Source organism: Vibrio sp. 1CM7H (assembly GCF_023161645.1).
GTDB classification, from domain to species: Bacteria; Pseudomonadota; Gammaproteobacteria; order Enterobacterales; family Vibrionaceae; genus Vibrio; species Vibrio diabolicus.
In genome coordinates this window covers 205343-219570 of record NZ_JALNTV010000002.1, presented here as the reverse complement: position 1 = coordinate 219570, position 14228 = coordinate 205343, and the positions used below count along the sequence as shown (strand labels likewise).

Genomic DNA, 14228 nt, shown 5'->3' with positions numbered 1-14228 from the left:
TATAGTAGAAACGATGAGCAACAAAAAAGCCTCGCTAAATAACGAGGCTTTTACTTACAATTTGACTAGCTCATCTACTCTTTCGACGAACAGTTGAGATTCAAGAGTACTAATTCTCGAAGTGCTACAGAAAACTTAGCAAATTCGTGGACAGAGCCAACTTTGAACTCATTCAAGATGCTTTCCCAACGGTGCAGTGATTGCTCGTTAGTTTCCATCCAATCTTCTAACGCTTTCATCACGTCTAGCTCTTCCGTTGCACAGCCGCAATTTAATACCTGAGCCGTAAGTTGACGTTGTTGCCAGTCCAGATCTTCTCGGAATGCAGCTCTTGCCAGTGCCTGCCAGTTATTATCAACGGCTTGGCTGTTAATTTGCTTCAAGAACCAGTGTAACGACAAACGGTCACCTAAGTTAAAGTAGAGCTTCGATGCTTGCTCAACCGTTTTACCTGTTTCACTCGCCACTGATGAGATATCCAGTGCAGATTGTAAGCTGGATAAACGAGCGACTTGATGTGCAAGTTTCTCTTCTACCCCTTTCTCAATCCACCCTTGAGCAAGTTCATTGTGTTCTTCTACTTCAGACTCAACCAGCATAGTGTCTAAGGTTTCAGTGATAACATTGACATCTTGCTTGTAGATAGCAATCAGCTCACCAACTGTGCATTTACCACTGCGGTTGCGAAGCAACCAACGTGCAATTCGACGTAGTGCTCGACGAACATAAAACATGATTTCGTACTGAGCTTGAGCAGTGGCGATATTATCGAGTTCACGAGTCTGTTTAAGAATTGCTTCTAGATCGAAAATTTCACGAGCCGCACTGTATGCGTTAGCAATATCGACAACACTTGCACCGGTTTCTTCTTGCAAACGAGTGACGAAGTTACAGCCCATTTCATTAACCATCTGGTTAGCCAATGCTGTAGCGATAATTTCAGCTCGCAGTGGGTGATTCACCATTTGATCTTTATAGTTACGTCGTAACGCACTTGGGAAATATTCAACAAGCTGTTTCGCATGGAATTCATCATTCGCGATTTCATCCGTAACAAGTTGCTGTTTAAGTACCATTTTACCGTAGGCAACTAACACTGATAGCTCAGGGCGAGTCAGACCTAGTCCCTGTTTTTCACGCTCGATTAGCGTTTCATCATCAGGGATGTATTCGAGAGCACGATCCAAGTACCCTGCTTTTTCCATGGTATGGATGAATCGAATTTGTTCCTTAACAATGCCAACACCTTGCTGTTCAGTCACGGAGATCGACTCCGACTGACGGTAAGCATCATCCAAGACAATTTCACCCACTTCGTCTTCCATAGACTCTAGAATTTGGTTACGTTGCTTAACCGTAAGATCGCCATTTGAAACCAGTCCATTAAGGAAGATCTTGATGTTGACTTCATTATCCGAACAGTCAACGCCACCCACGTTATCAACGAAGTCTGTGTTCACTCGGCCGCCAGTCAGTGCGTATTCAATACGACCAAGCTGAGTCATACCTAAGTTACCGCCTTCGCCAACCACTTTTGCTCTCAAGTCACGGCCGTCAATGCGCAGCATGTCGTTAGCACGGTCACCAACATCCGTATGAGTTTCTGTCGATGCTTTAACGTAAGTGCCGATACCACCATTCCAAAGCAGATCGACTTTCATTTTCAAGATCATCTTAATCAGATCATTAGGCGCTAAAGATGCTTTCTTAGTACCTAACATTTTCTGAATTTCTGGCGTTAACTGGATCGATTTTGATCGACGAGAGAAGATGCCACCACCTTGAGAGATCAAATCTTTATTGTAATCTTCCCAGCTTGATCTTGGCAGATTAAACAAGCGGTTGCGCTCTTCCCAGCTGGTGGCTGAATCTGGATTTGGATCAATAAAGATGTGCATGTGGTTAAAGGCAGCTTGCAATCGAATATGCTTCGATAACAGCATACCGTTACCGAACACGTCACCTGCCATATCACCTACACCGATTGCGGTAAAGTCAGTGGTCTGGCAGTTGATGCCCATTTCACGGAAGTGACGCTTAACAGATTCCCAACCACCTTTTGCAGTGATACCCATCGCTTTGTGGTCGTAACCATTTGAACCACCTGAAGCAAATGCGTCACCTAACCAGAAGTTGTACTCTGCAGAAACAGAGTTCGCTAGATCTGAGAATGTTGCTGTGCCTTTATCTGCAGCCACTACTAGGTATGGGTCATCTTCGTCATGGCGCACAACGTTTTGTGGTGGCACGACTTCACCTTCAATGATGTTATCTGATACATCAAGTAGAGCACGAATAAATCGTTTGTAACAACGTTGGCCTTCAGCAAAAATCTCATCACGGGTTGTGAGAGATGGCTGGCGTTTACAAACAAAGCCGCCTTTTGCACCCACAGGTACGATAACGGTGTTCTTAACCTGTTGCGCTTTCACGAGACCAAGAATCTCTGTACGGAAATCTTCTTGACGGTCTGACCAACGTAAACCACCACGAGCCACTTTTCCGCCACGAAGGTGAACACCCTCAATATCTGGTGCGTACACAAAGATCTCGAACGCGGGTACAGGCTGCGGAATCTCTGGAATATCGCTCGGTTTCATTTTCAAAGATAACCAAGGCTTAGGTTGCTTGCTTTCGTCTAATTGATAGTAGTTAGTACGAAGTGTCGCCATGATCATGTCGATGTAACGACGAATAATACGATCATCATCCAAGCTCTCTACACGATCCAACTGCTCTGTTAGCTTTTTAATCAGATCGTTTTGGCCTTTTTCACTGCCTTTGTGTTTCGGATCGAATCGCTTGGTGAACAGCTTGACTAGACCTGTTGCTAAGTCTGGATAGTGGCTTAGCGTGTCTTCGATGTATTGTTGACTGAATGGGAAACCGACTTGGCGCATGTATCGAGCATAAGCACGAAGAATGGAAATCTCACGCCCAGATAGCGACGCACCTAGTACCAATCGGTTAAAACCATCACTTTCAAGGTTGCCTGCCCAAATTGCGGCAAATGCTTGTTGGAAACGATCACGAGCCTCACGAAGATCAACCGTTTTCTCGCTCTTATGCAGCATAGAGAAATCAAGGATCCAGAATGTCTGTCCGTTGTTTTTCTCGATCTCATACGGTGATTCACCTATCACTCGTAAGCCAAGGTTTTCAAGCATTGGCATTACGTCAGAAAGATGGATTGGCTCATCGCGATGGTATAGCTTCAAGCGAACAGCTTTTGAATCCGCCCCCTCTTCTTGAGGTCGGTAGAACAACATACCAAGTTTATTATCATCACTTAACGCTTCTAAGCGTTCAATATCTGCAACCGCAGAACCTGGCATCATGTCCTCTTTGTATGAGCGAGGGAACGCACTCATGTATTCTTTTGAAAGAGGAAGGCCTTTGCTTTCACCAAAGTTAGCAATGATGGATTCTTTTAGTCTGTCATCCCAAGAGGTAGAAACTTCCATTAGGTTTTGCTCGATCTTTTTCACGTCTACGTCAATGTTGTTATTGTCTACACGAACAATGTAATGTGTTCTCGCTAGTGGGCTTTCTGAGAAGAACGTTGTAAATTCAACCTCTTGCTCGCAACCAAAGTACTGCTTAAGAATGCGTTGAGTTTGACGACGTAACTCTGTGTTGTAACGATCTTTAGTGACATAAACCATGCAGCTAAAGAAACGACCAAATGGGTCCTTACGAACAAATAAACGCAGTAGGTCACGATCTTGCATTTGTACAACACCCATACCCACCTCAAGCAACTCTTCTTCATTTGCTTGGAGTAGTTCATCGCGTGGGTAGTTTTCTAAGATATTGTGCAATGCTTTGTATGAATACGATCCGTGACGGTATCCGCTCGCTTCAAGGATACGGTCCACTTTTTCACGGATCAGAGGGATGCTTTGTACCGCTTGGTTATACACGGCAGAGGTATATAAACCAGTAAAGCGATGCTCACCTATTACTTTACCGTTTTCATCAAACTTCTTAATACCGATGTAATCAGTATAAGCTGGACGGTGAATACGAGATGCTTTGTTACCTTTTGTGATGATCAGAGCGTATGGCTTTTTCGCTTCTAACCGCGCTGAATCTGAAAGCTCAGATAGCTTGACGCTACGCACACGCTTGTCATCAGCAAATAGACCAAGTCCTTTTTCTTTAGCAGGAACAAGCTCGGTATCACCATTGACTTCTTCTAAGTCATAATCTTTGTAACCCATAAAGGTAAAATTATGATCTTCTAGCCAACGAAGAAATGCGATCGTTTCGTCCATACGATCCGTTTGGATAGAAACACGATCTTTATTTTTCTCAAGTTCATCAGTCACAAGCTTAAGCTTATCAACCATTTGCTTCCAGTCATCAACGACTAAACGAGTGTCAGATAGAATTTTTAACAGCTCTTCTTTAAGCGCTTGCATCTCTTCTTTACTAGTAAGGCGGTCTACCTCGATATGGAACAGTGATTGAAGAACACCACCCTCACCGTTTACGTCGGTAACTTGGCCTTTTTTATCACGCTGTATCTGTGTTGGGTTGTTTAACATTAGGTGGCAAACAAGGTCCAAACGCGCTAAAGCCATTTTGACTGAGTCCACTAAGAATGGACTATCTGGAACAACAATTTCTACGATTGTGTGTGTGGATTGCCAGCCTTGACGACTTACGGTCGGGTTAAATACTCGTACCGAAATCTCTTCTGGTTTTTTTTCATTGATATGGTGCCAAAGGCTGACGACAGCACCATAAAGATCGGATTCGTTTCGCTGAATCAGGTCATCATCAGCAATGTTACTGAATAAGTGTTGAGCAAGTTTAGTTACAAGCGTTTGGTGAGAAAGCTCGAGTTTGTCTTGAATCAGTTGGTAAACTTTTTCAAGCAGAACCGGCACTACATTTTCACGCGCGGTCATATTCACACTCCACATTAGAATTGTTGTTTTGTAGGGGGACTTAGTAGCTAGGTTGTTACCTTAGAAACTAAGCATAGGTAATGCATGTGCCCATTGTAAAAGCATAATTACAAATGTTTAACAACTAATCGTGGTGGTAAGAGGTGAAATGTCCGATTCTGTGACTAAGATTCCTATTTAACTCTCTGCAAATACAATACATCACAGAGTTTCTAACTTAAGAAACTTATTATTTTGGTCAGTTGTTAGTCTAAACTGGCCTTTAATGCCTAATTGACTAAGAAATGGTCTAAATCGTGCGGCGGGTAACTGCAAACGTAAACCATTATGTGTGACGACTTGAACAACACTTGCCGCGCCAGAATAATGGGATAAAAACGTTTGATATGAAATGTTGAGGTTGAAGTAGTAATAGTTCATGAAGTAAAAACTAAGTGACATAAACAATAAGGTGGCCTTAATGACCACCCTATTGTGTTGTTTACTATTCGTCTAGTGCTTTAGTCACTTTTTCGAATAAGTCTTTAGCAAGATTATCCATTGCTTTGAGCTTTTCAAGTTCTGCTTTGATCAAAGCTTGGCGACCTTCATCGTATTTACGGAACTTAAGCAAAGGATCAATCATTCTAGATGCGACTTGTGGGTTCGAATCATTAAGTTGGCGAAGGATTTCTCCTGCAAATTGGTAACCTGCACCGGATTTATCATGGAAACGTACAGGGTTAGCACTTAAGAACGAGCCAATCAAACTGCGCGTACGGTTCGGGTTCTTCAAACTAAATGCTTCGTGGTTCATGGTTGCTTTTACTTTTTCAAGTGCATCCTCTGCAGGATTGCTACCTTGAAGTGCAAACCACTTGTCCATAACCAAACCATCGTGCTTCCATTTATCGCTATAGTCTGCCATAAGAGCTTCACGACACTCAAGCTGAGCACTATTTGCCGCACTCATCGCTGCAATCGTATCTGTCATGTTATTTGCAGATGCGTATTGTGCTTTCACTAAATCATTACCTTTTTCCGTATGTGCTAGGTATTGCAGGCAACGGTTACGTAATGCACGCTTGCCAATCGCAGCATGATCGATCGTGTACTCTGTTTGCTTCAGTGTATGATAAGTTGCACTTAGCTCATCTTCTAACTCTTGGGAAAGTGACACTGTAATGCTGTTTAGAACTTTGTCTACGGCATCGATGTCAATTTGCTGGTACCAGCCAGTAATCTCATTAATTGAAGGCAAAGAGAAAACTTGAGCAATGAAAGCTGGCTCAAGCGTCTCATCCAATAGCACACCACGGAACGCATCTATCACGCCTTCAGAAAGCGATACTTCTTGTCCGGCTTGAACGTTTTTCACGTTCTGACGAATGTACTTAGCCAATAGCATTTGGCTTGCATCCCAACGAGCAAAGTCATTCGTCGCGTGTTTCATCAAGAAGACTAATTCATCATCACTGTAGTCGTATTCTAGTTTTACTGGTGCCGAAAATTCACGCAACAAAGATGGCACTGGTTGTTCTTCGACATTCTCGAATACGAACGTTTGCTTATCTTGTTTAATATCTAGCACGTTGTGAACAGATTCACCGTTAATCAGCAACGGGATAACTCGACCTTTCGAATCGTACAGCTCGATATCAAACGGAATGTGCAGCGCTTGCTTCTCAGCCTGGTCTTGCGTTGGCTCCGCAAATTGCTCTACCGTTAGTGCGTAAGTTTTTGCATTGGCATTGTATTCGCTATTTACGCGCAGCGTCGGTGTACCAGACTGGCTGTACCATAGACGGAATTGTTTTAAATCGACACCGGTGGCATCTTCCATTGCAGAAACAAAGTCTTCACATGTGGCAGCAGTACCATCGTGACGTTCAAAGTAAAGTTTCATCCCTTTTTGGAAGCCCTCTTCGCCAAGGAGTGTATGGTACATGCGAATAACTTCGCTGCCCTTTTCATACACTGTTAGCGTGTAGAAGTTGTTCATCTCAATGACTTTGTCAGGACGAATTGGATGTGACATTGGACTTGCATCTTCTGCAAACTGAGGTCCACGGATGATACGTACGTTATCGATACGGTTATCTGCACGAGAGCCTAAGTCAGAAGAGAATTCTTGGTCACGGAACACGGTTAAGCCTTCTTTTAGACTTAGTTGGAACCAGTCACGGCAAGTGACACGGTTGCCAGTCCAGTTGTGAAAATACTCATGACCGATCACAGCTTCGATACCTAAGTAGTCACGATCGGTCGCCGTTTGGTCATTCGCCAGAACATACTTTGAGTTAAAGATGTTTAGGCCTTTGTTTTCCATTGCGCCCATATTGAAGAAATCAACGGCAACGATCATGTAAATATCCAGATCGTATTCAAGGCCAAAGCGTTCTTCATCCCACTTCATCGAGTTGATCAGCGATGTCATCGCATGGCCTGCACGATCTAAGTTACCTTTATCAACAAAGATTTCTAAATCAACACTGCGACCTGACATCGTTGTGTATTTGTCACGCAGTACGTCAAAGTCCCCTGCGACAAGAGCAAACAAGTAAGCTGGCTTTGGATGCGGGTCCTGCCATTGAACCCAATGACGACCGTTCTCTGCATCGCCTTCTGCAATTCGGTTACCATTGCTCAGCAAATATGGATAAGCGGATTTATCTGCGATCACTTTTGTCGTGTATTTTGCCAGAACATCAGGACGATCTAAGTAATAAGTAATACGACGGAAGCCCTCGGCCTCACACTGAGTACAAAATGCGCCGCCTGATTTGTACAAACCTTCGAGTGCTGTATTCGCTTCAGGATCAATTTTGGTGACGATTTCAAGTTCAAACTCGGATGGAAGATCGGTCAGTACAAGCGATGATTCTTTCACTTCGTGATGAGCCCAATCCTCACCGTTTACTTTTACAGCGCGCAGCTCAAGCCCCTCGCCATCGAGTTCTAGCGTTGTTGTATCGCCTTTTTGAGCAACCTTTGATATCGCCGTAACGATGGTGTCATTGTCATAAAGATCAAACGTAAGATCGATATCGGTAATCGCATGAGATGGCTCTTGATAATCTTTACGATATTTGGCCTGGGGAGCTTGGGACATGAGCATAAATCCTTGTATGTCGAACAACAAAAATACCAGACTGCATGATCAAAAATGCAGTTCTGGTATCACTATATAAGCTATTTGTAGGGGTTGTGGTATCAGAATACAAGTCTTTCCATCAAAAAACGGAGCTTTTAGTGCTCTAGCTCCGTTTTTTGATTAACATTTAAACAACATTGACAATTTACCGTATGCTCGCGTAATTTGTCGTAACAAGATAAGCTATCAAGGCGTTACCCGATTAAGTACCGCGTACATATCGCCATTTGAATCTTCAATCGTTAATTCATTTTTGTTGAGCTTATAGGTGGTCCCGTGCTCGCCATTTTCATAGAGCAAGACTAAATATTCATCTTCTGTGTAGAAAACACCTTGCTTGATTGACTCATCCCCTTCTTCGTTGGATACCCGAAACATAAACACGAAGTCAGGTTGAAGTATCAGATCCATATGGTTGATGTTGTTTGCCACAAGGCCATCTCCGGATACATAAGAGCTAGACCATATGCCCGCTAGCGAGTTAGACAACCCTTTAGTAAAAGTCACACCATTAAGATCAAGCGTATTGTGATTATTGCGATAGGCATAAATTTGAGGCTCATCTGTGTTTAAGCCAAGAACGATGGTGTCTTCATTGGCGTTATACAATCCTTCCCAATGATCGACAGAATAATCTTTCTTTTGAATATCAATAGAAAAGCTGTAGTCGGAACCCAGTGACAGTTTTATCGCACGAAAATTTTCAGCCGACTCTTCGGGGTTTGGGTTCATTAAATACCAGTCTCCGATGAGAAACGGCGTGTCAAAGTGACTTAATTCATCTTCTCTGGTGTTTTCTCCGCTAAACACACTAAAGCAGCAAAAGCTAAGTAAAATAAAGAACCATTTCATATCGGCATCCTTATCGTTTTCTTTTAGCTTAGGCAGTAGTCCTCACTTTCGCGAAATTTTAGATGTAGATCACGTAAATTATTGGGAAAAAATAAGCGAATATCTTACTTGATACTCCATACAAACAAAGATGAAAAGACATAAAAAAAGAGTGAGCCTGAAAGACTCACTCTTTTTACTTTGAATTGCCAGTTATTATGACTGATTTTTCTGCTTGAGTAGATCAACCATAATCGCGACAGACTCATCTAAATAAACATCAGGCGCTTCATAATCTTTAGGTATATCATCCAATGTTTTGAATGCATCCTTACCTAAAGCAGCTTGACGCTCATTGATGCGTTGCAAACGAAGTGCTTCCGCTTTATCCGATTCAGCCTTACGAACTTTCTCGTTCAAAGACAACATATTATCGTCTTTTTCTTTACGATACTTCTCTATGTCTTCATTGATGAAACGGAATTCCATCTCATCAGAAATACGCTTGTTATGAAGAGCGGTGAGTTTTTCAACTAGTGCTTCGTTGCTTGGGAAGGTTTGATATTTTGCTTTATCAATCTGATCCCAAGGTAGTGCATTGTCTTCTACACTTTCACCCGTTTCAGAAGCTTCAATTGGTGTTGGGTACGAAATATCGGGCGCAACACCACGATTTTGCGTACTTCCACCGTCAATACGGTAGAACTTCTGAATCGTGTACTGAACGTAGCCTAGTTCTTTATCGAAAAGATCGTAGATATGATTCAGTGAACGATGCTGTTGAACCGTACCTTTACCGAAAGAATTTTCACCTAAAATAATTGCACGATTATAATCTTGCATTGCTGCTGCAAAAATTTCAGACGCTGAAGCACTGTAGCGGTTAATCAACACCGTCAGTGGACCATCGTAGCTCACTTTTCCGTCAGTATCGGCGTTCACCTTAATACGACCATAGCTGTCACGAACTTGAACAACAGGACCTTCTTTAATGAATAACCCTGTTAATGCTGTCGCTTCCGTTAATGCACCACCACCGTTGTTACGTAGATCAACGATTACGCCGTCAACGTTTTTGGTTTTTAACTCAGCAAGCAGTTTATCGGTATCTTTCGACAAACCGACGTAGAAACTTGGCACTTCTAAAATACCAATCTTCTTACCATCTTTTTCGATGATCTCCGACTTAACTGCGCGATCTTCTAGACGAACTTTGTCACGAACAATTGTGACAATGTAACTCTTCGCATCGTTACCTTCTGGCAAGATCTGTAGATTAACCTTTGTGCCTTTTGGGCCTTTGATTAATTGAACTACATCATCCAGACGCCAACCGATCACGTCGACAATCTCTTCACCGTCTTGTCCAACACCGATGATTCGATCCCCTTCGCCAAGTTGCTTGCTCTTCGACGCAGGGCCACCAACAACAAGTGAACGAATTACTGTGTAATCGTCAGTCATTTGCAGAACGGCACCAATGCCTTCCAGAGAAAGGTTCATTTCCGATTGGAATTGCTCAGCATTACGTGGGGAAAGGTAGCTAGTATGAGGGTCGACTTGTCGGGCGAAGGCATTCATATATAACTGGAATGCATCTTCGTTATTAGTCTGTGTGATCCGCTTCATCGCGTTGTTATAACGCTTCTCTAAAACCTCTTTAATCTCTGGCCATTCTTTGCCAGTCAGCTTCAGATTTAACGCGTCATATTTCACGCGCTTACGCCATAACTCGTTGAGCTCCGCTTCGTCTTTTGGCCATGCAGCTTCAGAACGGTCTAACTCTATCTCGTCATCAGTATCAAACTTGATCTCTTCGTCGAGTAGCGTTAACGCATAAGCAAAGCGCTCGAAACGCTTTTGCATTGAGAGGTTATAAACATCAAAAGCAATTTGGTTGTTACCAGCTTTTAGCTGATCATCAAGCTCAATTGACCAGTCTTTAAAAGAGTCGATGTCCGCTTGAGTAAAAATATTTCTATTATAATCAAGCAATTCTACATAGCGTTCAAAGATCGCTTTGGAGAAATCATCATTGAGGCTGAAATGCTTATAATGAGAGCGGGTAAATCGAGAGGTGACTCGTTTGCTAGCTGTTTCGTGCTGAACTTCAGGAGCGAGAACCGGCAAGTCATCTTTATGTAGTTTGGCTTCGAGAGCCTGAGCTGATGCTGCTAGCCATAAGCTAGCAGCAATCAGTGTCACTTTTGAACGGCAATTCATGCGTAGGAGTATCTCCTTTATGCGCGCAAGTGCTCCGCTTTCACAACCATTTGTAGGCCGTTAGCAAGTTGAACACGTACATCATCCTTATTGATTTCAACAATGGTCGCTGCCATGTTTCCTTTGCCCATGTTCACGTTAACTGCGTTACCTACTGTGATTTCGTCAGCATTTAGAGCGCGCGTTTCTACAGGCTTAGTTGGTTTTTGTACTTTTGGTTTGTTAGTACGACGAGGCTGTTGAGGCTTTTTAGCCGCTGGTTTCGCTTTCGCCTTACCCTCTTCACGAGCTTTTTGTGCTTGTTCTTTACGACGAGCTTGAACTTTCGCCTTGCTTTCTGCAAGTGTCGCTTTCGCGTGTTCAACGTGCTCTTCTTCTAGCTCACCACAAGGGTTGCCGTCTAGGTCTACACGTACTGCACCTGGTTTTACACCATGTAGGTAACGCCATGATGAAGTGTACTGTCTTAACGCTGCACGAAGCTGTGTTTTGCTTACTTTTTCGTCTTCACTTAGACGTTCCGCAAGATCTTGAAAAATACCAATTTTCAGAGGTTTTGCTTCACCTTCTAAAGTAAAGCACTTAGGGAAACATTCAGCAATATATGCAATAACTTCTTTGCTGTTTTTTAACTTTTCAGTCATGAGGGTTCCTGATTTGAGCGGATTTCCGCGAAGCATTAAGAAAAAATATTCTCGTATTATAGTGACATGCCAAGGAAAAACCACACTCGAGGGCTAATTTATGCGTCGTTCGCGTGTGAATTAAGCAGCTTTTCTACTTCAGCCATGAAATGAGTGAGACCTTCTTCGTCTGTTTCATTGAATCGACCAATACTTGGGCTGTCAATATCAAGGACACCAACCACCTCTCCATTGATAGAAAACGGAATCACAATTTCCGAATTACTCGCTGCATCGCACGCTATATGTCCCTCAAATTCATGAACGTCGTATACTCTTTGTATGGTGTTAGTTTTTGCAGCAGTACCACAGACACCGCGCCCCATAGGAATGCGGACACAAGCTGGTTTTCCTTGGAACGGACCAAGAACGAGCTCTTCACCTTTTGCTAGGTAAAAGCCAGCCCAGTTAAGATCGTCCAATTCCATGAAAAGCAGTGAGCTCAAGTTTGCTAGGTTAGCAATAAAGTCAGGCTCAGATTCAATTAGAGCAACGGCTTGTTTGGTTAGTCTATGGTATTGTTCTATGTTCATATTAACTTCCTACTTACTATAAAAGCTTCCATTCTCACAGTATGGCGCTAAAATGCAGCCCTACTTTATAATAGGACTTATTCTCAATTACAATGCTTCTGAAAAATGACACTATTAGCCGTTCTTGGTTGATAACACAAGTAAAAAAGCACAAGTCCAAGCTGATCATAGCGAACTTGATAGCGGTGCTTGCAACCTTGATTAGTGTTCCAATCCCCCTTCTCATGCCGTTGATGGTTGATGAGGTTTTATTGGACCAACCAGCAAAAGGCTTAGCTGCTATGAATGCCATTCTCCCTGAAGCGTGGCACACTCCGACGGGTTATATATTTTTCACCCTTTTCTTGGTCGTCCTGATGCGAGCTGCAAGTCAGGGGTTAAATATCCTTCAAAGCCGACAATTTACACTTGTTTCTAAAACGATCACGTTTGAGATGCGCAGTAAAATGATCGACAAACTTGGTCGTATCAGCATCCGCCAATACGAAACCAAAGGCAGCGGAGGCATCAACGCCCACCTTATCACTGACATTGAAACCATCGATAAATTTATTGGTTCTACGTTAGCAAAATTCGTTATCAGTTTTTTAACGGTCATTGGTACTGCCATCGTTCTGCTTTGGCTCGACTGGCGACTTGGTCTATTTATTCTGCTAGTTAACCCTATTGTCATTTACTTCTCACGTAAACTAGGAAGCATGGTTAAACATCTGAAACGGAAGGAAAATCATTCTTTTGAAATTTTCCAAAACCGTTTAGTTGAAACATTAGATGGCATTTACCAGCTGCGCGCAGCCAATAAAGAGCGAGAATTTCTCCAGCAACTCAAAGACAGTGCGAACCAAGTTCGCGTGGATGCAGACAAGTATGCGTGGCAATCAGAGGCGGCAGGTCGCGTCTCTTTCCTACTCTTCTTAATCGGTTTTGAGTTATTCAGAGCCGTCGCCATGCTGATGGTCATGTTTAGTGACCTCACTATTGGTCAAATCTTTGCTGTTTTTGGTTACCTATGGTTTATGTTGTCTCCTGTTCAAGAGCTGCTCGGCATTCAGTTTTCTTGGTACAGCGCGAAAGCTGCGTTAAAACGCATCAACGACTTATTAGTATTAGAAGAAGAACAAAGACCGGTACCTAAGGTAAATCCTTTCAAAGAAGACAGAGAAGTCGATGTTAAAGTAGAAAACGTAGACTTCTCTTATAATAATGAAAACAAAGTCCTAGATAACCTTTCTTTACATATACCGGCAGGAAAGAAAGTGGCGTTAGTTGGTGCGAGCGGAGGCGGTAAGTCGACCTTAATACAACTACTTATTGGGGTTTATCGTCAAAACTCCGGTAGCATTCGCTTTAATGATGAATTAACAGAAGATATTGGTTTTGAAGTAATTCGCGACAAAATTGCCGTGGTATTACAGCAACCTATACTATTTAACGACACCTTGAGGCATAATCTAACGCTCGGTGGGAATTTTGACGAAATGTCACTTTGGCGAGCACTCGAAGTTGCTCAGCTGCAAGATGTTATTTCTCAACTGAACCACGGTTTGGATACTCAAGTTGGCCGTAACGGCATTCGTTTGTCAGGTGGTCAACGACAACGCCTTGCCATCGCAAGAATGGTGCTGAGTAATCCTCAATTTGTTATTTTAGACGAAGCCACGTCTGCGCTTGATACCGCTACTGAAGCGGCATTGCACAAAGCATTGACTGAATTCTTACGTGGTAGAACAACATTAATCGTTGCGCACCGTCTATCAGCCGTAAAACAAGCCGATTTGATCTACGTGCTTGAAGATGGAAAAGTGACGCAAACAGGTACTCATGGTGAGTTAGTTGAGCAAGAAGGCTTATATCAAACCTTATATGGGGGCATACAGTCCCACGCTTAAATCGTTCAAGTTAGAGAGGT

General features: G+C 42.9%; 8 protein-coding genes. 1 reads left to right on the top strand and 7 read right to left on the bottom strand.

Annotation, left to right across the window (positions count from 1 at the left end; genetic code table 11):
• Positions 1–74 precede the first annotated feature (74 nt).
• The 7 genes from MSG33_RS09315 to MSG33_RS09285 form a co-directional block, all read right to left on the bottom strand.
• Positions 75–4916, bottom strand: coding sequence for an NAD-glutamate dehydrogenase (locus MSG33_RS09315; protein ID WP_065646471.1), 4842 nt, complete (start codon positions 4914–4916; stop codon positions 75–77).
• Between the two features lie 201 nt (positions 4917–5117).
• Positions 5118–5336, bottom strand: a complete 219-nt coding sequence (locus tag MSG33_RS09310) for a DUF2835 domain-containing protein (RefSeq protein ID WP_046876238.1) — start codon at positions 5334–5336, stop codon at positions 5118–5120.
• Positions 5337–5400: 64 nt separating this feature from the next.
• Positions 5401–8007 carry an aminopeptidase N gene (gene pepN, locus MSG33_RS09305; RefSeq protein ID WP_248380768.1) on the bottom strand — a complete coding sequence of 869 codons (2607 nt, stop codon included), beginning with the start codon at positions 8005–8007 and terminating at the stop codon, positions 5401–5403.
• Between the two features lie 228 nt (positions 8008–8235).
• Entirely contained in the window at positions 8236–8901 is a 666-nt protein-coding gene (locus MSG33_RS09300; RefSeq protein WP_005396553.1) for a hypothetical protein, read from the bottom strand.
• A gap of 195 nt (positions 8902–9096) precedes the next feature.
• Entirely contained in the window at positions 9097–11103 is a 2007-nt protein-coding gene (gene prc, locus MSG33_RS09295; RefSeq protein ID WP_248380766.1) for a carboxy terminal-processing peptidase, read from the bottom strand.
• A gap of 17 nt (positions 11104–11120) precedes the next feature.
• Complete coding sequence (proQ, locus tag MSG33_RS09290) at positions 11121–11747, bottom strand: RNA chaperone ProQ (protein ID WP_005396555.1); 627 nt, start codon at positions 11745–11747, stop codon at positions 11121–11123.
• A gap of 98 nt (positions 11748–11845) precedes the next feature.
• Positions 11846–12319, bottom strand: coding sequence for a GAF domain-containing protein (locus MSG33_RS09285; protein WP_065646467.1), 474 nt, complete (start codon positions 12317–12319; stop codon positions 11846–11848).
• A gap of 92 nt (positions 12320–12411) precedes the next feature.
• Here MSG33_RS09285 and MSG33_RS09280 point away from each other — a divergent pair, with 92 nt between their 5' ends.
• Positions 12412–14208 (top strand): ABC transporter ATP-binding protein, encoded by a 1797-nt coding sequence (locus MSG33_RS09280; protein WP_006743267.1) that lies wholly within the window; start codon positions 12412–12414, stop codon positions 14206–14208.
• The last annotated feature ends 20 nt before the right edge of the window (positions 14209–14228 follow it).

What these genes read in the sequence shown, in the direction of transcription:
- MSG33_RS09315 (WP_065646471.1), bottom strand. Translation starts at nt 4,916, where the DNA reads ATGACCGCGCGTGAAAATGTAGTGCCGGTTCTGCTTGAAAAAGTTTAC.
- MSG33_RS09310 (WP_046876238.1), bottom strand. Translation starts at nt 5,336, where the DNA reads ATGAACTATTACTACTTCAACCTCAACATTTCATATCAAACGTTTTTA.
- pepN (WP_248380768.1), bottom strand. Translation starts at nt 8,007, where the DNA reads ATGTCCCAAGCTCCCCAGGCCAAATATCGTAAAGATTATCAAGAGCCA.
- MSG33_RS09300 (WP_005396553.1), bottom strand. Translation starts at nt 8,901, where the DNA reads ATGAAATGGTTCTTTATTTTACTTAGCTTTTGCTGCTTTAGTGTGTTT.
- prc (WP_248380766.1), bottom strand. Translation starts at nt 11,103, where the DNA reads ATGAATTGCCGTTCAAAAGTGACACTGATTGCTGCTAGCTTATGGCTA.
- proQ (WP_005396555.1), bottom strand. Translation starts at nt 11,747, where the DNA reads ATGACTGAAAAGTTAAAAAACAGCAAAGAAGTTATTGCATATATTGCT.
- MSG33_RS09285 (WP_065646467.1), bottom strand. Translation starts at nt 12,319, where the DNA reads ATGAACATAGAACAATACCATAGACTAACCAAACAAGCCGTTGCTCTA.
- MSG33_RS09280 (WP_006743267.1), top strand. Translation starts at nt 12,412, where the DNA reads ATGCTTCTGAAAAATGACACTATTAGCCGTTCTTGGTTGATAACACAA.